This window comes from Pseudomonadota bacterium (assembly GCA_039193195.1).
Lineage (GTDB): Bacteria > Pseudomonadota > Gammaproteobacteria > Steroidobacterales > JBCBZW01 > JBCBZW01.
In genome coordinates this window covers 13356-33478 of the sequence record JBCCWS010000026.1, presented here as the reverse complement: position 1 = coordinate 33478, position 20123 = coordinate 13356, and the positions used below count along the sequence as shown (strand labels likewise).

The 20123-nt window shown below is 64.9% G+C and carries 20 protein-coding genes; 3 read left to right on the top strand and 17 right to left on the bottom strand.

Annotation, left to right across the window (positions count from 1 at the left end; genetic code table 11):
- Positions 1 to 4: 4 nt before the first annotated feature.
- Positions 5 to 487 carry a DUF6265 family protein gene (locus AAGA68_17995; protein MEM9386959.1) on the bottom strand — a complete coding sequence of 161 codons (483 nt, stop codon included), beginning with the start codon at positions 485 to 487 and terminating at the stop codon, positions 5 to 7.
- 138 nt (positions 488 to 625) lie between these two features.
- A complete protein-coding gene (locus AAGA68_17990; GenBank protein MEM9386958.1) occupies positions 626 to 2053 on the bottom strand; it encodes an MATE family efflux transporter in 1428 nt (475 codons plus the stop codon).
- A 178-nt stretch (positions 2054 to 2231) separates the two neighbouring features.
- Here AAGA68_17990 and AAGA68_17985 point away from each other — a divergent pair, with 178 nt between their 5' ends.
- Positions 2232 to 2573 carry a histidine triad nucleotide-binding protein gene (locus AAGA68_17985; protein ID MEM9386957.1) on the top strand — a complete coding sequence of 114 codons (342 nt, stop codon included), beginning with the start codon at positions 2232 to 2234 and terminating at the stop codon, positions 2571 to 2573.
- Positions 2574 to 2810: 237 nt separating this feature from the next.
- On the opposite strand, the gene AAGA68_17980 is transcribed toward AAGA68_17985, so the two are convergent.
- The 14 genes from AAGA68_17980 to AAGA68_17915 all read right to left on the bottom strand — a co-directional run bounded on the left by AAGA68_17980 (position 2811) and on the right by AAGA68_17915 (position 17258).
- Positions 2811 to 3491: a DoxX family protein gene (locus tag AAGA68_17980; GenBank protein MEM9386956.1), complete on the bottom strand. Its 681-nt coding sequence runs from the start codon at positions 3489 to 3491 to the stop codon at positions 2811 to 2813.
- A 30-nt stretch (positions 3492 to 3521) separates the two neighbouring features.
- On the bottom strand, positions 3522 to 4340 hold the full coding sequence (locus AAGA68_17975) for a putative DNA-binding domain-containing protein (protein MEM9386955.1): 819 nt from the start codon (positions 4338 to 4340) through the stop codon (positions 3522 to 3524).
- Positions 4333 to 5187, bottom strand: a complete 855-nt coding sequence (locus tag AAGA68_17970; GenBank protein MEM9386954.1) for a DUF692 domain-containing protein — start codon at positions 5185 to 5187, stop codon at positions 4333 to 4335. Before AAGA68_17970 ends, AAGA68_17975 begins: the two co-directional genes overlap by 8 nt.
- 220 nt (positions 5188 to 5407) lie before the next feature.
- A complete protein-coding gene (locus tag AAGA68_17965; protein MEM9386953.1) occupies positions 5408 to 5842 on the bottom strand; it encodes a DUF1841 family protein in 435 nt (144 codons plus the stop codon).
- Between the two features lie 44 nt (positions 5843 to 5886).
- On the bottom strand, positions 5887 to 6489 hold the full coding sequence (locus tag AAGA68_17960) for an Rnf-Nqr domain containing protein (protein MEM9386952.1): 603 nt from the start codon (positions 6487 to 6489) through the stop codon (positions 5887 to 5889).
- On the bottom strand, positions 6486 to 7073 hold the full coding sequence (locus AAGA68_17955) for an FMN-binding protein (protein ID MEM9386951.1): 588 nt from the start codon (positions 7071 to 7073) through the stop codon (positions 6486 to 6488). Before AAGA68_17955 ends, AAGA68_17960 begins: the two co-directional genes overlap by 4 nt.
- Positions 7063 to 8091, bottom strand: coding sequence for an RnfABCDGE type electron transport complex subunit D (locus tag AAGA68_17950; GenBank protein ID MEM9386950.1), 1029 nt, complete (start codon positions 8089 to 8091; stop codon positions 7063 to 7065). The genes AAGA68_17955 and AAGA68_17950 overlap by 11 nt, the downstream gene beginning before the upstream one ends.
- A gap of 6 nt (positions 8092 to 8097) precedes the next feature.
- Positions 8098 to 9735: an electron transport complex subunit RsxC gene (rsxC, locus tag AAGA68_17945; GenBank protein ID MEM9386949.1), complete on the bottom strand. Its 1638-nt coding sequence runs from the start codon at positions 9733 to 9735 to the stop codon at positions 8098 to 8100.
- Positions 9732 to 10259, bottom strand: coding sequence for an RnfABCDGE type electron transport complex subunit B (locus AAGA68_17940; GenBank protein MEM9386948.1), 528 nt, complete (start codon positions 10257 to 10259; stop codon positions 9732 to 9734). The genes rsxC and AAGA68_17940 overlap by 4 nt, the downstream gene beginning before the upstream one ends.
- Before the next feature lie 22 nt (positions 10260 to 10281).
- A complete protein-coding gene (locus AAGA68_17935; protein ID MEM9386947.1) occupies positions 10282 to 10854 on the bottom strand; it encodes an Rnf-Nqr domain containing protein in 573 nt (190 codons plus the stop codon).
- A 9-nt stretch (positions 10855 to 10863) separates the two neighbouring features.
- Entirely contained in the window at positions 10864 to 12516 is a 1653-nt protein-coding gene (gene metG, locus AAGA68_17930; protein MEM9386946.1) for a methionine--tRNA ligase, read from the bottom strand.
- Between the two features lie 85 nt (positions 12517 to 12601).
- Entirely contained in the window at positions 12602 to 13699 is a 1098-nt protein-coding gene (locus AAGA68_17925; GenBank protein ID MEM9386945.1) for a type IV pilus twitching motility protein PilT, read from the bottom strand.
- A complete protein-coding gene (locus AAGA68_17920) occupies positions 13696 to 14796 on the bottom strand; it encodes a PilT/PilU family type 4a pilus ATPase (protein MEM9386944.1) in 1101 nt (366 codons plus the stop codon). Before AAGA68_17920 ends, AAGA68_17925 begins: the two co-directional genes overlap by 4 nt.
- Before the next feature lie 5 nt (positions 14797 to 14801).
- Positions 14802 to 17258, bottom strand: a complete 2457-nt coding sequence (locus tag AAGA68_17915; protein MEM9386943.1) for a HEAT repeat domain-containing protein — start codon at positions 17256 to 17258, stop codon at positions 14802 to 14804.
- 166 nt (positions 17259 to 17424) lie between these two features.
- Between AAGA68_17915 and apbC the strand changes: the two genes are divergently transcribed.
- Together apbC and dcd are read left to right on the top strand one after the other, a co-directional pair.
- Positions 17425 to 18516 carry an iron-sulfur cluster carrier protein ApbC gene (apbC, locus tag AAGA68_17910; protein MEM9386942.1) on the top strand — a complete coding sequence of 364 codons (1092 nt, stop codon included), beginning with the start codon at positions 17425 to 17427 and terminating at the stop codon, positions 18514 to 18516.
- Positions 18516 to 19082 (top strand): dCTP deaminase, encoded by a 567-nt coding sequence (dcd, locus tag AAGA68_17905; GenBank protein MEM9386941.1) that lies wholly within the window; start codon positions 18516 to 18518, stop codon positions 19080 to 19082. Before apbC ends, dcd begins: the two co-directional genes overlap by 1 nt.
- On the opposite strand, the gene purM is transcribed toward dcd, so the two are convergent.
- Complete coding sequence (gene purM / locus AAGA68_17900; GenBank protein MEM9386940.1) at positions 19079 to 20122, bottom strand: phosphoribosylformylglycinamidine cyclo-ligase; 1044 nt, start codon at positions 20120 to 20122, stop codon at positions 19079 to 19081. The genes dcd and purM overlap by 4 nt on opposite strands.
- Position 20123: the final 1 nt, after the last annotated feature.

Genomic DNA, 20123 nt, shown 5'->3' with positions numbered 1-20123 from the left:
GAGGCTACTTCGTGCAGCGCGCCTTGATGAAGTCGTACTGCTTCTCGCCGCTAGTAAGGGCGATATCCGCGATCAGCTGGTCACCGGATCGCCGGTATCGAATCCGCTGCGGATAGTCGTGTTCGGCATTCTGGAACACGACGGCTTGCGCGTCTTGACCGATGGCTGGAAATGACCCGCCAGGCTGATTGGATGGGTAAGCGGTGAAGACTAACTCGCCGCTATCGTGCACGCGGATGCTCATGAGCTCGTAAAAGGACAACTTGCCTTCGCTAACGATGCTCGAGAAGCCGATTAACGTGGTGTCATCGTCACGTGACCAAGCCTCGATTGAACTGCCGTCCTCGGATTCCCAGCACCCAATGATCCAGAGCGGAAGCGTAAGTGTCTCGTCGGCCTGCACCGAGCCCGAATAAACGAGAAAGGGCAGCAGCACTGCGAGCAAGCACCGCCGGCTACCGGGTTGTTTCGAAAGCGTGCTCGCCACATTCCTCTCCGCGCTCAAAGCCTATTCGAGCCCTTGCTCAGGCTGCGTACAGCCTCCAGCACCCACGCCAGGAGGTCAAGTTTGCGCAAGCTCGCCGGGCTGACGCGCGGTGTGATGGCAACGCAGCACCACCACGTTCTACACCTCGCGCAGCTTCCACTTCCCGCGGCGAAACAGCACGAACGCCGCAATCGACAGCACTGTTTCGCACCCGATCACCGCCGCGAAGACCCCATTCGGTCCAAGCCCCGCCGAGATTGCGAGCAGCCACGCCATGGGCAACTGCATGACCCAGAACACGACGAAGTTAATCCGCATGGGAGTGTAGGTGTCCCCAGCCCCGTTGAAGGCCTGGATGAGCATCAGCCCCAGGGAAAAGGCGCCGAGGCCGATACCCAAAAACCTCAGTGCGGCGATGCCGTAGCGCAGGGCCTCCCCGTCGTCGATCAACAGAGCGATCAACCAAGGCGCGATAAGCGCGATCAGAAGGCCAGCAGCTGCCATGACCACGAAGGTGAAGCGCGATGCAAGCCACACGGCATCCTCCGCCCGCTGCGGCTGCTTGGCGCCGAGGTTCTGGCCGACCATGGTGGCGGTCGCATTGCCAAGCCCCCACATGGGCATGATCACGAAGTCGACGATGCGGATGGCGATCGTATAGCCCGCCACGGCGCCGCTGCCGAAGGTGGCGACGATGCGCATGAGGAAGATCCAGGCAGAGGTGGCGAACAGAAATTGGGCGATGGCGCCGGAGGCGACGTAGATGAGCCGCCCCATCAGGCGCGGTCGTGGCAGGAGGGACCCGAGGCTCAGATGGACCGCCTGGGTGCCACCGAACAGATGCCAGCACTGGTAGAGCACTCCGGTGGAGCGACCGATTACGGTGGCCACTGCGGCGCCGGTCACGCCCATCGCGGGGAAGGGACCTAGGCCGAAGATCAGCAGCGGGTCGAGCACGATGTTGATCGCGTTGGAGAGCCACAGGGCGCGCATCGCGATAGCGGCGTTGCCGGCGCCGCGGAACACGCCATTGATGACGAACAGGGCGAGTACGGACACGGCGCCGCCGAGCTGGATCGTCGTGTAGTGGCGACCGGTCTCGATCACCGTCTCGTCGGCGCCGATCAGCGCCAGGAGTTCGTCGGCAAAGTTGAAACCGACGAGGGCGATGACGAGGCCGAGGACGCCGCACAGAAGTAACACCTGGCCGCCCACGTCGGCCGCCGCTTTCGGGGCGCCTTCGCCAACCCGTCGCGCAACCATCGCCGTCGCCGCCGAGGCGAGGCCGATGGCCACTGCGTAGATTAGCGTGAGCATCGCCTCCGTGAGGCCAACGGCGGAGACCGCCTCCTTGCCGAGGCGTGCGACCAGCACGATGTCGACCAGGGCGAACACGCCCTCGAGCAGCATCTCCGCCGCCATGGGGATGGCGAGCAAGGTGAGCGTGTCGGCGACGGGCCCCTGGGTGGCGTCGGCGGTCTCGTTGCGCAGGCTGCGGCGGATCGTGTGCCACGTCCGCTGCCCCCAGGAGGACGGTGCGGCGGGGATGTCTGTAGGCGATGCCATGACGAGGAACGTCCATGCGTAGCGGCGGCAGGCGAACCTCTGATCGGCGTGCCGCGGGGGCGAGTGGGGGAGCGCGTCAGTTGGAGCGCCGGCAGTATAAGATCGGCCAGGTGGACCGCCAAGTCGCGGGTACCTACGAACTTACCTGTGCTTTTTTCGCCGTGGGAGGCTCATGCGGATGTCGCAGACTATTTTTACGAAGATCATCAAGCGGGAGATACCCGCCGACATCGTCTACGAAGACGACCACGCTCTGGCCTTCCGCGACATCGCGCCCCAGGCGCCGCTGCACGTGCTGGTGATCCCCAAGGAGCCCATCGACATGCTGTCCTCGGCGCAGTCCGAGCATCAGGCCGTGCTGGGCCACCTGATGCTGACGGCAGCCAAGGTGGCGCAACAGGAGGGCTACGGCGACGCCTTCCGGCTGGTAGTGAACAACGGCGAAGGCGCGGGGCAGACCGTTTTCCACCTGCACCTGCACGTGCTCGGTGGTCGCTCGCTCAGCTGGCCGCCGGGCTAGTGGGCCGCTTGGTAGTTAAGGCAACGCTCAGTCTGCGTAGGGGCAGCGTCGGCAAGGCGCATCGCGCAGCCAATGGCATCGCCATTGGCAAGCGATGCAACGCCACGATGGCGCCCGTGCTACTCGCTGAGTGTCACCTTGTTTACCAAGCGGCCCACTAGGAGCCGGGCTCGTAAGGAGAGGGGCGGTCGAGCGGTGGATGGAGCCGCCCGACCGGGGCGTTAGTGCGAATGGGCTTTAGAGTCGCCGATCCACCCAGTGGCCTAACCACCAGTCGACGCTCACGTAGCGTCCGCCGCCCATGAACAGCAGCACCAGCAGCATCACGAAGTAGGTGGTCGCGAACTCGATGCCGCTGTTGAGCTTGACGAAGCTGCCGTGGGCGTTTAGCCAGCTCCAGCGGCCGTTCGCTTGCATGATCTCTTTGCCCTTGGCCAGGCGCTCGGAGGCGGCGATCGTGCGCTCGTTCACGTTGTAGCACTTCACGAACTTCACGAACGCGCTCGCCTGCGCACGCTCGTTCGTGCCTTCGATGCACACGGGCGAGGGGTTGGACGGGGCGATCGCCGCCCAACCGTTGTCCCAGTGTACGGACACGGCCGCTACCCACATGGTCACGAGCAGGGGAATTGCGATCACCCGCACAGCCACGCCGAAGAAAAGCAGGATGCCGCCCAGGAACTCCGTCCACGTGGCGAGGAACCAGCTCAGGGCCGAGGGCAGCACGCTGAAGGGGAACGGGAAGTCCTCCTGGATATGCATGAAGAAGTTGTCCCCGGTGAGCTTGGTGTAGCCGGAGGAGAGCATCACGGGCGTTAGGTAGAGACGTATTGCTAGCGGGGCGAGGCCGTCCAGGTGCCTTAGGGCACCGAAAGCCATCACGTAGATGCGGTTGAAAGCCTCGATGAATGCCAGCATGGGTCCTCCGTGGAACGCTTATCGATGGGATCAGTTATCGGGACAGGCGCCGAGGATGATGTCCCGCGCGCGCAGTGTCTTTAGGATGTCTGCACCCCCCTGCACTACCACCTGCGGCTCGGGGTGACCCAGCTGCTGTGCAATGGCGATGAGAAGTGCGCGCCCCGTGCGCTCCCCCGGTGCCGCTCGCAGCTGTTCCAGCAGCTGAGCGGTGACCGGGTTGATCTCCATGAAACCCACCTTGTCCGCGCGGTCGCGGTAGACGACGAGGAAGGTCGGTTGGGCGCTGGGAGCGTCGGGTTGGAACTTCGGTGAGATGCGGTGCACGGGGTACTGGTAGGCCAGGGGCCAGGCCACGGGAGAGAGCACGGGATGGCCGTCGAGAAGGTCACCGTTGGGATCGGCGGCCGTCTCATCTATCTCCGCCGGGTCAATCGACAGGGCGAGCTCTACCCACTCGTAGTGGGCGAGTTCGAGCAGAAATGGTGGATCGTCCGCCGTCGGTTCGTGGCTCTCCTGCAGGTAGCGCAGAAACTCCTCGGGCACCCTAGGGAACAGCGCCGTGCGGGCGATATGGCGCGAGAAGTAGGCGCGCGTGAGGTGCCGCCAGGCGGCTTCGCCGTCGGGCTTTGCCCGGTACAGGGTGCGGATGACCGGGAAGGTGGACCCGATCAAGCCCGTGATGTTGTTGAACAGCAGATCGCGGTAGACCTTGATGCGCCGGTCTTCGATGTCGCTTGGCGCTGGGTGCTTGTCTGGGCGGCGAATGTGGGCGGTGAGGCCGTACTGCAGCTGTTGGAAACGAGGGCGCTCACTGAGCGGCTCCTGGGAGGTGTAGCCCTCAGCCACGGCGAGCGGCCTCCGCGCCCTCGCTGTCGCGCTGAATTCCGCGGATCTGCTCCACCTCGCTCAGCAGCTGCTGCAGTGGCGGGATGTTGAAATCGCGCTCGAGCAGGGTTGGCACAACGCCAAAGCGGGCATATGATTTTCTTAGGAGGTCCCATACCGGATCGCACACGTCGCTGCCGTGAGTGTCCACGCGCAGATCCTCCGCCTCTACGTAGTGCCCGGCGATGTGGAAGTAGACCACGCGATCGGCGGGCATCGCCGCGAGGTAGGCCTCGGCATCATAGCGGTGGTTGATGCTATTGACGTAGACGTTGTTGATGTCGAGCAGGAGATCGCAGTCGGCTTCTTCGAGTACGGCGTTGATAAAGTCGGTTTCGCTCATCTCCTGTCCCGGCGCAGCGTAGTAGGAGACGTTCTCCACCGCGATGCGCCGCTCGAGCACCTCCTGTACGCGGCGGATGCGCCCCGCCACGTAGTGCACCGCTTCCTCCGTAAAGGGGATGGGCAGCAGGTCGTAGAGCTGGCCGTCGTCGCCGCAGTAGCTCAGGTGGTCGCTGTAGAAGCGGATGCCGTGCTCGTCGAGGAATGCCTTCAGCTGGCCGAGGAAGGTCTCGTCCAACGGCGCCGGTCCACCGATCGAGAGGGACAAGCCGTGAGAGACGAAGGGGTAGCGCTCGGTGAAAAAGCGCAGCTTGCGCGCGAGGGCGCCGCCCACCCCCACCCAGTTCTCCGGCGCGACCTCCATGAAGTCTACGGTCGGTGGGGTGGCCATCGCCTTGGTGAGAAAGTCCCTGCGCAAGCCCAGGCCGGCGCCTGCGACGGGGTAGCGTCGTGTCTCGGGGTGGATGCCCTGCAGGGCGCTGCTGTCGGTAGTTGCGGCCACACGGAACTCCTCGAGGCTCAAGGGTTCGGGCGGCAGCGCCACGCTGCCGCCCGACGGGGTCAGCCATAGGTTCGACCCGCTTTGAGCAATTGTATTCCGGGTTGCTTCGAATGCCGATGGGTTACAGCGCCGAGCGGCACTTGGCCCCGGCGCAGGGGTCGGCCCGGTGGGCGAGGAGCCCCATTCAGGGGCTCTGGATCAGCCCTCGCAGCGTCTGCAGATAGCGTTGTTCGTCAGGCACTTGGCCAGCTCTTTGGGCGTCCCATAGGGTGCGTCCTAGTACCTCTAGCATCGCGTGTTCGGCTCCGTGGAGGCCGCCGAACTGGGCGCTGAGTCGCTCGCGCACCTGGTTGATGCCGTTCGGGCGGTTGGTGGCGCACTGCTCACGAATCGCAAGGTGTAGGGACATGTGCAGGAAGGGATTGGCCTGGCCCTCCTCAGGCGTCCAGTCTCGCTCCAAGGTCTCGGGTGCTTCGACCAGCGCGTGATACTCCGGGTGCTCGCCCACAACGTCGACGATTTGCGCTTGCAGGGGCTCGAGGGGAGAGCCCCTGCGGGCCCGTTGCCAGGCGTCTTGGTACATGCCGCGCAGGGCCGTTCGGTCGTTGGAGAAGATCATTCCGTAGCCCTCGGGAGAAGGTCTGAACCGTGTTTATGGTTTTGTTAGTTAGCGTTGTTTTTGTCTTGCGAGCGACTCTCGAAGGGCCATGCCATCAGCAGGATCGCAAGGACCAGGAACGTACCCGGCGCTAAGGCGAACACTGGCAGCGGTGCGTGTGCGAATAGCACCCAACCCGTGCTGGGGTCGTGCGTAATCATGTCGAGGTCTCCGAGCAGCCGTCCCGCACCAAGGACTTCACGCACCGTGCCAGTGCTCAAGGGCAGCAACAGTACAGCGCCGAGCGGTTCGCCACCGCGCTCGGTGGCAGTCTCTCCCTCTTCACGGCGCCCGGGCAGCAAAGCGTAGGTGCCGGCGATAAACGGGGCGTACGGCCCAAGAGCTACGCGCAGTTCGGGCGCGAGCCACTGTAGTACCAGATCCAGCACGCTCACCCAAGCCGCAGCCACCATAATGCCAGTGCTCCATGCGTGCAGACTTGGCAAGCGAGCGGCGACGAGCGCAGACAGGCGTTGGCTCAGCACGAGCGTGCTTGCCGCGACGCACGTCACCGTGAGCCCCGTGAGCGCGCTGTTGGCGAGCATGCACAGGGGCGCCATCGCAACGACGCGCAACGTGCCTGTAGCTGAAGCGCGCAGGGCATTCATGGGGCAGACGCTGGTAGCTCGACGCTGGCCGCGAGCAACAGGGCGTGCAGGGCGGCCCGAGAGGTCACGGTGGCGCCGGTGATCTGATCGACCTCTCCCCCATCGCGCCTAAGGCGCCATCGCTGATCGCCAGCATCAACGATCCTGTTCGTGAAACGGCGCAGCCAATCGGAGTCGACTAGACGGCGACCGAGGCCTGCCGTCTCGCGCTGGGTTAGCACTCGCGTGCCGAGCACCCGACCGTCCGCCGCGAAGGCGACCCTCAAAACGATCTGGTCCACGTAGCCGGTGGCGCGCGCATCCACCACCAGCCCCACCTGCCGATCGCCTGTTCGCAGGGGCATGGCCTGCACGAGGGTCGCGTTTAACCCTGGGGTCGGCGGACGCGTGCGCAGCTCTTGGACTGCATCGAAAGGGTCGTTGTCGAAGGTGACTGGGGCGGCGAGGGCCGCGAGGTCGCCCAGGGCTGCGCGGCGTTCTCGTTGCCGAGTCGGTTCCGCCAACAGCGCCTGGACCACGAGCACGGCGGCGGCCAGAGTAAGGCCTAGCAGCAGGGTTAGTGGTCGCGGTCGCTCAGCGCTCATTGCCCACCACCCGTGGACGGGTCCAGCGATCGATCAACGGCACAATGAGGTTCATCAGCAGCACGGCGTAGGCAACCCCGTCAGGATAGGCCCCGAATCGTCGGATAAGCACGCTTAGGGCGCCAACGCCGAGTCCGAAGACAAAGCGCCCGGGTGGGGATGTGGCCCCGGAGACGGGGTCCGTAGCGATGAAGAAGGCGGCGAGGGCCGTGGATGGCACGGCAAGGTGAAATAGTGTGCTCGCATTATTGTCGGGAGCGTTCGCACTCAGGAAGGTGGCTGTGAACGCGACGCCTGCCAGCACGCCGAGCGGTGCATGCCAGGTGATGGTCCCACGCCAGAGCAATCCAAGTCCACCTATAACAAAAGATAGGCTTAGAAGGTCCCAGCGTGGGCCGTAGGCCGCGCTGAAGGCATCTGCATCGCGAATCTCAGACACCATCATCATCTGGGAAAGGCCATCCTGCAGGCGATCGAGCGGCGTCGCGCCGGTCATCGCATCGATTTGTGTGAGATCTTCCGGTAGACCACCAATGAATACCGATAGGCTATGCGCTAGGGAAGCGCTGCCGGCAGCCTCGTCAGGGTAGCCCGCGAGCTGGGCAGGGAAGGCGAGTAGGACGGCGGCATAGCCGACCATCGCTGGGTTGAAGGCGTTATGACCGAGTCCACCAAACAGCTGTTTGCCGAGCACGATGGCGATACCCGCCGCGCTGGCGCTTACCCAGATAGGGGTCAACGGTGGTAGGCAGAAGGCGACGAGTAGGGCCGTGACTACGGCGCTCCCGTCGCCGATCGGAGGGTGCCAGCTCTGCGCGTTGCCTAGCCAGCGCGCGCCAAGGAGGTCGCTCGCCAGGGCCACGGTCACGGTGCTCGCGAGGTTCAAGGCCAGTCCCGGGCCGAAGCACAGGAGGTGGATTGCCGCGGCAGGCAGCAGAGCGATGCAGACCGGTGCCATCACGCCGATGACCTGACGCGTAGGGGTGAGGTGAGGAGCGGCTCCCGACGCGAAGCGCATGCTGTGCTACGAGTCCGTGCCCGGGGTGCTGCGTGTGCGCCGTCGTGCGCGCGCTCGCTCCACCGCGGCGCGGATGACCGCCTGGCGATCGTCTTCGTTCGCTTGGGTCCGGGGGCGTCCTGGGACGTGATTGACCGCAGCCGCCTCCTTGGAAATCTCCGGCGTCGGTCGTGCCGTCTGCGCTGCCCGACGGGAGGCACGCGCGGCCTGCGCTCGCTCGTCCGTGGCGAGGCGGGCGTTGCGCTGCTCGAACAAGCTGCGCCAGCGGTCAGCGCGCTGCACCTCCCGCTGCGCTCGCGCTAGCCTACGCTTGGACTGACGGAACGCTTCGGTAAGCGGTATCTGGCTAGGGCATACGGTGTCGCAGCTGCCGCACTCAATGCAGTCGACGATGTGCAGGGCGGTGGCGCCCGGTACATCGTCCGCCTGGAGTTGACGAAAAAGCTCCTGTGGTTGGAGACGGGCGGGGCAGACCGACGCGCAGTCACCGCAGCGGATGCAGGGCAGGGTGCCCTGTCGCCGTCGCGCAGCGTGCGTGCGCACATCCGTGAGGACCAACAGGCCGTTGCTGGCCGCAGTGATCGGTGCCTCATCGCTCGCCATGGCGATGCCCATCATGGCGCCCCCGACCACTAGGCGGCTGGCCCCCTCACGGTAGCCACCGGCACCGTGTTCGATCAGATGGGCGATCGATGAGCCCAGGGGCGCGATGACGTTGCCCGGCTGGGCGACGCCCGGGCCTGCGATGCTGATGATGCGCTCGGTGAGTGGTTGGCCTTGACGCACGGCGTCGTCGAAGGCAGCGGCTGTGGCGACGTTGAAGCTTACGTAGCCTGCGTCCACGGGCCAAGTCTCGGTGGGCACCTCGACGCCGAACAGGCGCTCGATGAGCTGCCGTTCCCCGCCCGCGGGGTAGCGCGGGGCGACGGGGATGACCTCCAAGCACGGGTCCCCTGCTTCGGCGACTGCCTCTGCCATCGCAGCGACGGCTGCGGGCTTGTCATCCTCTAAGGGCAGCACGCAGCGCTCGGCACCGCAAGCGTGCAAGAGGAGCCGGGCGCCGCGCACGATCTGCGCGGAGTAGGACTGCATCAGCCATTGATCGCAGGTGAGGCTTGGGTCGCACTCGGCACCGTTGACGATGAGCGTGTGCACGCCAGCCGCTGCGGCCAGCTCGAGCTTCGTTACGGTGGGGAACTGCGCACCTCCCATGCCCATTAGGCCCGCTTCGCCCGCGCGCGCGCGCAGGGCGGGCGGGGGCGCTTGTTCGGGCGCCGCGATCGGCGCCAGCCATGGCGCATGGTCTTGGGGTTGCGTTGCGATCACGATGCAGCGGGCGTTCTCCACCACGGGATCGATCACTGGATGTTCACCAAGCGCGAGTACGGTGCCCGCCGCGGCGGCGTGCAGAGACAGGGCGGAGCCAACGGGGCCTTCTGCCAAGGTCTCGCCGAAGCGCACTTGATCGCCAACTTTCACCACGGGCGTTAGCGGCCACCCTCCTGGGTGGTGCAGGGGAAAGGCTAGGCGTTCGGGCAACGGCACGCGGCGCAGGCCAGCCGGTTCCTCCGCAGAGCCCTGAAGCACCTCGGGCGCAAGGGCCAAGCCAGGGCGAAGGCCTTGCCACCATGTGCTGAGGCTCACGAGGGGCTTGCCTCATCGGACAGCGGTGGTGCGGGCACTAGCTCGATGCAATCGACGGGGCACGGCGGCAGGCATAGCTCGCACCCGGTGCAGTCCTCGGCCAGCACGGTGTGCATCAGCTTAGGCGCGCCGACGATGGCATCGACGGGACAAGCGTTGATGCACAGGCGGCATCCGATGCAGCGGCTTTCGTCGATGCGCGCGAGCTGGAGGGGGCCGTGCGTGCCGTGCGCGGGATTCAAGGGAATCGGTGCGCGACCGAGCTCCCGCGCTAGCAGCGCGATCGTTGCCTCGCCACCCGGCGGGCAGCGGTTGATCTGGGCTTCGCCGCGCGCCATCGCCCGCGCGTAGGGTCGACAGCCGTCGTAGAGGCACTGGCGGCACTGTGTTTGTGGCAGCAGGCGGTCCAGGCGCTCGGTCAGCGCCGCGGTCGCGTCGGCGGGCGGCGCTGCCGATCTGCGATCGAGGGTCAGGGCAAAGGCAGTGAGGATCCCCGTGAGCACGAGGCAAAGCAGTGTCAGCATGTGTCGTCACCTGTCCTGCGCATTAGGCGCCGCCTAGGCCGAGAACGGCCATGCTGGCGATCGCCGTGCTGAGGAGCAACGCAGCGCTCAGGCTGACCGCGTTGGGTAGACCAGCGCTCAGGAGCCGTCCGTGCCATCCGGCGAGGGTGATGGTGGCAGCACCGTAGCCAGCGCCCAGGGCGAGCGCATTGAAGGTGGCGTGCGCCACGGAATCGCTGTTTACGGTAACCATCGAGAGGACGACCAGCTGAAGCAGGTACCCAGCGCCGATCAGACCCTGGGCGACGATGCGCTCACCCAACACCGGGTGACGATCGCTGACAAGGCGTTGCGCGAGGGCGCTCGACGCAAGACACAGGGCCGACCAAAGCAGCAGGCGCAGGGCTGTGGCATCCGCCGGCTGAAGGAGCCAACGATCTGCGGCAAAGGCCACAGGTGCCGCCGCCACCAGGGCGAGCAGCGTGCTCGCAGCATGGGCGCAGGCCGTATCCAGGCGCCCCCCAGTGGCAAGGGCGGCGCCAAGCCCGATCGCCTGCGTTAGCAACAGATTGCGCAGGAGGGCGAGAGAAATAAAGGCGGAGACGAGGGATTCCACGGCCGGCCCCTAGGCAGCCGGCTCGCGACCTGCCTCGAGCATTTGCTCCACTGCCGCCGCATCCACGCGCGTCATCAGCGCCTTGAAGGGGGCTATCTCCGTGCCGAGCAGCGGCGTGTGCGCATCCTCCCAGGTCAGCGGTTCGATACGCAGGAATGCCTCGGACTGCTTGGCCACCGACGGCAACACGGGCTTGAGCCAGACCAGCAGGGTGCGGAACAGGTTCAAGCCTTGCGTGCAGATCGCCTGCACCTCATCGAGGCGATCGGGGTCCTTGGCCAATACCCAGGGCTTGTGGTGATCCACGTATTGGTTCGCCCGGTCGGCGAAGGTCATTATCTCGCGCATCGCGCGCGAGAATTCGCGTTGCTCGTAGGCTTGAGCTACGGACTCGCTGCCCTCGACAAAAGACCTGTAGAGGGCTTCGTCGGGTAGCGCGTTTGCCAGGCGACCGTCGAAGCGCTTGGTGATGAAGCCGGCGCAGCGGCTCGCAATGTTGACGAACTTCCCCACCAGGTCCGAGTTTACGCGCGCTACGAAGTCATCGAAGGCGAGGTCGATGTCGTCGATGCCGGGGCCCAGGCGCGCCGCGTAGAAGTAGCGCAGCCACTCGGGATTCAAGTGGTCGATATAGGTGCGGGCGCGTACGAACGTGCCGCGACGCTTTGACATTTTCTGGCCGTTCACGTTGACGAAGCCGTGCACGTGCACGTTGGTCGGCAGGCGGTGGCCGGAGCCATACAGCACCGCCGGCCAGAACAGGCAGTGGAAGTAGAAGATATCCTTGCCGATGAAATGGTGTAGCTCGGCGCCGCTGTCCGCGCCCCACCAGGCCTCGAAGTCCAAGCCCTCGCGTTCGCACAGGGCTGTGAAGCTCGCCATGTAGCCGACGGGGGCGTCGAGCCACACGTAGAAAAACTTGCTCGGGTGACCGGGGATCTCGAAGCCGAAGTACGGCGCGTCGCGGCTGATGTCCCAGTCGCGCAGTTCGCCGTTCAGCCACTCGTCGAGCTTGGCGCGCACCTCCCGGCTGACCGCGCCCGTGTCCAGCCAGGACTTGACCTTCTCAGCGAAATGCTCGAGGCGGAAAAACAAGTGCTCGCTGTCACGCTCGACCGTCGGCGTGCCGGAGATCACCGACACCGGTTCGATCAGTTCCGCCGGGCTGTAGGTGGCGCCGCAGTTCTCACAGGAGTCGCCGTACTGGTCTGGCGTCTTACACACCGGGCACGTGCCCTTCACGAAGCGGTCGGGCAGGAACATCTGCTCTTGCTCGTCGTACGCCTGGCGAACGTTGCGGCGAACAATGTGCTCCCCCGCATCCAAAGACGTGAAGACCTCTCCCACTAGGCGCTCGTTCTCGGGCGAGTGGGTGGAGTGGTAGAAGTCGAAGCTAATGAGCATGTCGGCGAAGTCGCGCTGATGTTCCTCTCCGAACTGCTGCGCCATCACCTCCGGCTCCAGGCCCTCGTTGCGGGCGCGAAGCATCACCGGCGTGCCGTGGGCATCGCTGGCGCAGACGTAGTAGCAGTCGTGACCTTGCATGCGCTGGAAGCGGGCCCAGATGTCCGTCTGCACCACCTCCAGGAGGTGGCCCAGATGAATGGGACCGTTAACGTACGGCAGGGCGCTCGTGATGAGGATCTTTCGGGGCGTGCTCATGAGGTGTCCGACGCGTTGGGGCGCGAAGTCGACCAGTATGCCACAAGCCTGGGCAGGCCCCGTCCGCCTGCAGGGAAACCGAACCCTAGGAAGGCTCGCTCACGAAGGACTCGAACTTGCTCTTGTTCATGGCCTTCTCGTACGCCTCGCGGGGCTCGATCTGGCGCTCCTTGAGCAATGCCATCAGGGCACTGTCCATGGTCTTCATGCCGAGGTTGCCCCCGGATTGCATGGCCGTTTCCAGCTGATCCAGCTTGCCCTGACGGATCAGGTTGCCCACCGCCGGCGTGCTCACCATGATCTCGAGGGCGGCCACCCGACCCTTGCCTCCGGCTTTCTTGCATAGCTGCTGGGAGATCACGCCCTTTAGCGAAGTGGAGAGCATCGAACGTATCTGCGATTGCTTGTCTGCGGGAAAGGTGTTCACGATGCGGTCGACCGTAGAGGCGGCACCGTTCGTGTGCAGGGTTCCCATAACCAGGATGCCCGTCTCCGCGGCGGTCACCGCGATGCCGATGGTCTCCAGGTCGCGCATCTCACCGACTAGGATCACGTCTGGGTCTTCGCGCAGGGCCGAGTGCAGGGAGGCGGCGAAGCTCTTCGTGTGCGAGCCCACCTCGCGCTGACTCATGAGGCACCCGCGCCGCTCGTGGGTGAATTCGATCGGGTCCTCGATGGTGAGGATGTGGCCCTTACGTTCCTTGTTGATGAAGTCGATCATCGCCGCCAGCGTGGTGGACTTGCCCGAGCCCGTCTTGCCGGTGACCAAGACTAGTCCTTGCTTGTGCCGACACATTCCCTGGATCACGTCGGGCAGGTTGAGCTCCTCAAGCGTCAAGGCCTGGGACGGAATGGCGCGCATGACCGAGCCGATTCCGCCGATGTGTCGAAACACGTTCACGCGGAAACGCGAGAGGCCCTCGATCTCGTAGGCGAAGTCGGCGCCATCGTGCTGGTCGAAGAGCGTCTGCTGGCGCGCCGGCATAATCGAGAACAGGGCTTCGCGCAGGGCCACGGGCGAGAGCTTCTCGTCGGACAGGGGCTCGAGATCGCCGTAGCGTCGCACGCGCGGTGGATCGCCGGCGAGCAGGTGCAAGTCGGAGCCGTCCTGCTCGATCATCGTGCGCAGGAAGTGATCGATGCTGAGCTTCTCGCCAGTGCTGGCGGTGCTGCTGGTGCTCATGCGCTTTTCTCCCCCTGCTGCATCTGGGGTAGCAGGTCGAGATCGGTGACGTAGCGCTCGAAGGGCTTCTTATTGGCGGCGTAGAGGAAGGCCTCGTCGGGGTCGACGCTCTTCGCCTTCACCGCTTCCAGCAGGGCCTGATCCATGAGCTGCATGCCCTGATCACCGCCGGTTTGGATGATCGAGGGAATCTGGTGCGTCTGGTCCGTGGTGATCAGCTTGGCGATGGCGCGGTTGGTGACCATGATCTCTTGCACGGCCGTGCGCCCGCGCCCGTCGGGGGTCTTCAGCAGGATTTGGCTGACCACGGCCTGTAGGCTCTGGGATAGGAAGGCCTTGGTCTGCTCGCGCAGTTCCGCGGGCAGGGCGTCGAGCACGCGATCAACGGTTTTGACAGCCCCCGTGGTGTGCATCGTGCCTAACACCAGATGCCCGGTCTCTGCGGCGGTCATCGCCATGGAGATGGTGACGGGGTCGCGCATCTCACCCACCAGGATTACGTCCGGATCTTCACGCAGGGCCGCGCGCAGTCCGTCGGCAAAGCTCTGTAGATGGGAGCCCACCTCACGCTGGATCACCTGCGACTGCTTGCTCGGGTGAACGAATTCGATCGGGTCTTCGAGCGTGAGAATGTTGAGCTTACGCGTCTCGTTCAGGTGATTGATCATCGAGGCGAGAGTGGTCGACTTCCCCGTGCCGGTGGCGCCTGTGACTAGGATCATGCCCTGGTGCAGGTCGCACAGCTTCTCGATGATCGGCGGCAGATTCAGCTTCTTCATGCTGGGGATGTCGTTGGGGATGTGCCGCAGGACAGCGCCAACCCCCGTCGCTTTGTGGAAGACGTTGGCACGAAAGCGTGTGCCCTCCGCCGTGACGTAGGAGAAGTCGAGGTCCTCGCCCGCGGCCAGGCGCGACTGCTGCTGCGTCGTGAGCACCTCGCTGATGTAGGTGTTCAGCTCCGTCGCGCCGAGGTCACGGAACTTGATCGGGATCAAGTCGCCGCGCATGCGGAGCATCGGCGGCACGCCCACGGCGAGGTGCACATCAGAGCAGCCTTGCTGCAGGCCAAGTTTCAAGAAGGCGTCGATACGGGCCATTCAGGTCAGTCCTCTTCGGCGGGCCGGTCGCTCAGCTTTTCCATCAGCCGCGACAGGTCGCGGGCGACGTACTCCATCGTTTGGTAGCGCCGGTCCGGCTGCACCATCATCAGCCGCTTGACCAACTCGGCGACAGAATCCGGGAGATCCGGATTCACCTCGTCCACCGGCTTAGCCGTGCCCTGAACGTGGGCGTACATGACGGCCATCTGATCGCCTTCCGCGTAGGGCGGGCGACCGGTGAGCAGCTCGTAGAGGATGACGCCGAGGGCGTAGATGTCCACGCGCTGGTCAATCTCCTTGCCCAAGATCTGCTCCGGCGCCATGTACTTCGGCGAGCCGATCACATAGCCGGTCTTGGTCAGGTCCGTCTCCGCATTCATCACTGATGAGACGCCAAAGTCCACGATCTTCACAAGATCTGCCTCATTCACGAGGATGTTGGCGGGCTTCAGGTCGCGGTGAACGATCTGCTCCTGGTGCGCCACGGTCATGCCCAGAGCCACGTCGTGGGCGATGCGCAGGGCGCGCAGCATGGGCACGGGCTGTCGATCGGCCACCTCGGCGGTCAGGGGATTCGACGGGAAGTACTCCATCGATATCGCATTGAGGCCTTCGAGGGAGAGGAAGTCGTAGAGCCGGATCACGTTTCGGTGGGTGATCTTGCGCGCCAGGCGCACCTCCTGTACGAAGCGGCGCATGGTCTCCTGATCGTTGGCGATACTCTTGTTCAGGAATTTGAGCACTAGCTTTTCATCCACCACCGTGTCGCTCACCAGCAGCACCGTGCCAAAGGCGCCGCGGCCGATCTGCTTGATGAACTCGTAGCGCCCGTCGATCATGTCGCTGGGGTTGAGGTTGGCGATGTCGAAGCGCGACGCCGCAGCGGCGGCATCGGGCAGCGGCGGCGGCGTTTCCGTGGGCGATGGCTGTGTTTCGCCTAGCAGGGCTGCAAGGCCGCTCGCATCGGGTACTTCGGCGAGGAGCGTGCGCGAGGGGTTGCCGAACTGATTCGCGCTATCCGTGCTCAGCGTATCGGGGAAGCGCTGGTCGAGGCTGCGCACCGCGTCCTTGATCGCCAGGATGACCTCCGTGTCGCTGCTCGACTCGGCGGCGATCCGCGTGCGCAGGGTGGGCGCCAGATCCTTGTCCGCAAGGCGCACTACCGTATTGATCGCCTCGATCTTGACCGACTTGTCGGGCGCCTGAATCAGCGGCATCAAATGCGGCACCACGCGGCGGTCGCCGAAGGCGGCGAGGGCGCGGATCACCGCCGGGGCGGAACTGGGCGCTGTGCGCAGCATGTTGACCAGGGCTGGAACTGCCTTGCGGTCGCCGATCTTGGCCAGGGCGTCGGCCGCGCGCTCGCGCACCCACCAGTCGTCGTCTTGGGTTGCCTTGATCAGGTAGTCAAGGGCGCGCTTGTCCTCGGTAGTGTTAAGGATCTCGATGACTGCGCGACGGATTTCCTCGTCCGGGTCGTTGAACAGCGAAAGCACAGCATCCACCACGCGTGGACCGCCGATCGACGCCAACGCGTCCGTTGCCCGTGAGCGCACCCACCAGTCATCATCACGCAGGGCGGAAAGCAGGTCCTTCACGTTCTCAGCCGTGCCGATTTCGTTTAGCACTTCCACCGCCGAGCGGCGTGCGTACTCGTTCTCGTCTTTGAGTACGGCCACCAGATGCTGGGTGGTCTCCGGGTGATTTAGTTCGGTGATCACCTCGACGGCAGCGTTCTGCACATCGACGTCTGGATCTAACAGCATTTGGCACAGGCGCGTGATGTTGATCCGGTTGGGCATCCGCGCCATGCCGCGGATCGCGGCGCTGCGGACCCCGCGGTCCTGGTCGTCGAGCTGGCGGGCCAGGGCACTGGCCACGTCGTCGCGCGGGAAGCGGCCAACAATGTCGGTAATGCAGCGACGCACGTCGCGGTCGGCACCGGTAAGGCGGTCGAGGAGGTCCGGCACCAGCGATTCGTTGGCCAAATCACCGATGATGCGCAGCAGGGCCTCCTTGTCCTTGCCGTCCACCTCGTAGGCGTAGCGCAGGAGCTGGCGCACGTCCAGGCGGTCCTTCTGTGCGTCCAGCACCTCGAGCAGGCGCGAGCGCGCAACTTCCTGGTCTTCCAGGAGGTCGAGGAGGCTGTTCGGATCGTAGCTGCGCCGACTGGCCATCGCCCACGCGGCCCCTTGCACAACCTTAGGGTTGTCATTGCGCAGGGCGTCGCGGAAATGGCGAAGGGACTTTTCGTCGAGCAGGCGCCCGAGGGGCTCGATGAGCAGCATCATCTGCTGACGATCCGCATCGGCCAGGGTGCCGAGTAGGCGCGGCACGGCGCCTCCGCCCAGCTTGGCGATTCGTTCTACCAGCGAGTTGACCTGCTCCGGGGAGCCGTCGTCGAGCGAGGTGAGCTCGGCGATCAGCTTCTCCGCCTGCATGCCCGCAAGGAGTTTCATCTTTCCCTTAGATCTCCAGATGACACGCGAGGGTGGGCTGCAGGGGGCGACACGGGCCGGGGCGCACGCGGCAGCCGCGGCGCAGGATATTGCTACAATCGCCGACTTTCCCTGTCGCCGGTCGCAGCTTGAGCGCGCGTCGCCCTGATCTACACCAGAGCCTCACATGTCCGATCTTAGCAAATCCACGATCGATACCTTTCTAGACCAGTTCGCCGACGATTTCATTGATCTGCGCCTCGATGAGGCGGGTGCCGAGATCAGTGCCGAGCTCGAGGAGTCACATCTGAAGGTCCGCCTGGGCGTGGGCTTCCCCGTCGCCCGCCACCGCTACCGCTTAAGCGCCGCCCTGGAGGCTGCTCTGCGCGAGGCGTTTGAGGCGTTAGACAAGGTCACAATCGAGGTGCAGAGCAGCGTCCGGTCTCACGCCGTCCAGGCCAATTTGAAGCCTATCGACGGTATCGCGAACGTAATTGCGGTCGCTTCCGCCAAGGGCGGGGTCGGCAAGTCCACCACCGCGGCCAACATGGCCTTGGCCCTCGCTAGCGAGGGAGCCCGCACGGGACTGCTCGATGCGGACATCTACGGCCCAAGTCAGCCGCGCATGCTGGGACTGCGCGGGCGCCAGCCGACGAGCCCTGATGGCAAGCATGTCGATCCCCTGAAGGCCCACGGGATCGTCGCCATGTCGATCGGTTTCATGGTGGACGAGGCTACGCCAATGGTGTGGCGCGGTCCGATGGTGACCCAGGCCTTAAACCAGCTAATCGCCCAAACAAACTGGGGCGAACTGGACTACCTAATCGTTGACATGCCGCCCGGTACAGGCGACACGCAGCTCACGCTCGGTCAGCGCGTGCCCCTTAGCGGTGTGGTGATCGTGACCACGCCACAGGACATTGCCCTCCTCGACGCGCGAAAGGGCTTGAAGATGTTCGAGAAGATTAACGTGAACGTGCTGGGCGTGGTGGAGAACATGAGCACCCATATATGCTCGAAATGCGGCCATGAAGAACACATCTTCGGCAACGACGGCGGGCGGCGCATGGCCGAGGAGGATGGTGTGCCCTTCCTCGGCGCCCTACCGCTCGACATCCGCATCCGCGAGCAGGCCGATGGTGGCGTGCCGACCGTTATTGCTGAGCCTGACGGTGGGCTCGCCGACGACTACCGCCGGATCGCCCTGCGGGCGACCTCCCGCCTCGCCGCGCAAAAGCGAGATTACTCGCACCGCTTCCCGAATATCGTGGTGGAATGATGAGCATCAAATCCGATCGCTGGATTCGCCAGCAAGCACAAGAGCACGGACTGATCGAACCCTACGAGGCCGGTCAGGTGCGCACGGTTGAGGACCGTCGCGTGATCTCCTACGGCACGTCTTCCTACGGCTACGACGTGCGCTGTGCGCGCGAATTCAAGGTCTTCACCAACATCAACTCCGCGGTCGTCGATCCCAAGGCTTTCGATGAAAGCAGTTTTGTCGACATAAGCGCAGACGAGTGCATCATCCCGCCGAATTCCTTCGCCTTGGCGCGCACCGTCGAGTACTTTCGGATTCCACGTGACGTGCTAGTGATTTGCTTGGGTAAGTCGACCTACGCACGCTGCGGTATCATCGTCAACGTAACGCCGCTGGAGCCTGAGTGGGAAGGGCATGTGACTCTGGAGTTCTCCAACACCACGCCCTTGCCGGCGCGCATCTACGCCAATGAAGGCGTGGCCCAGGTGCTGTTCCTGCAGTCCGATGAGGCGTGTGAAGTGAGTTACGCTGATCGCGCGGGCAAGTACCAAGGGCAGCGCGGTGTGACCTTGCCCAAGGCCTAGCTGACGATCACCGCGCCGGAGCCTGAGCGGATCGAACCGACCTCGAAGGCATCCTCGTAGCCGTGCACGGCGAGGATATTCAACACCTCGGCGCTGCGCTCGCCCGGCACCGCCAGGATCATCCCCAGGCCGCAGTTGAAGGTGCGCAGCATCTCGTCGCGGGCAACGCTGCCGGCTTGCTGCAGCCAGTGAAAAACCGGCGAGAATGACCAGCTCTGTGCTTGCAGGTGAGCGTCCAGCGTGTCGCTCAGGATGCGTACGACGTTGCCTGGAATCCCGCCACCGGTGATGTGGGCGGCGCCGTGCAACGCGCCAGCCGCGTGTACGGCCAGCAGCGCCTTTACGTAGATGCGGGTGGGCGCCAACAGGTGCTCGCCTAGGGACAAGTCGTCGCTGGCCGCGGCGAGCGGCGCCTGCAGGTCCGCGCCGCTGTGCTCGATGATGCGGCGAATCAGCGAGTAGCCGTTGGAATGGGGGCCGCTCGAAGGCAGGGCGATGAGCGTGTCTCCTGAGGCCACCTGGCTGGCGTCGATCAGCTGGGCGCGCTCCACGGCGCCGACGCAAAAACCAGCCAGATCGTAGTCGCTTTCGGCGTACATCCCGGGCATTTCTGCCGTCTCGCCGCCGATCAGGGCCGCGCCGGCGAGGCGACAACCCTCGGCGATGCCGGCCACCACGTCGGCGGCCACATCCACGTCGAGCTTGCCGGTGGCGTAGTAGTCGAGGAAGAACAGAGGCTCGGCGCCCTGGACGATAACGTCGTTGACGCACATGGCAACGAGGTCGATGCCGATCGTGTCGTGGCGCTGCAGGTCGATAGCCAGGCGCAGCTTGGTGCCGACCCCGTCGGTCCCGGCGACAAGGACCGGTTCGTGGTAGCGCCCGGGAGGCAGCGCGAAGAGCCCGCCGAAGCCGCCGAGGCCTCCGATCACCTCCGGTCGCTGCGTGCGCCGAACGGCGGGCTTGATGCGGTCTACGAGGCGGTCTCCCGCGTCGATGTCCACGCCAGCGTCGCGGTAGGTGAGGGATCGGTCGGTCATC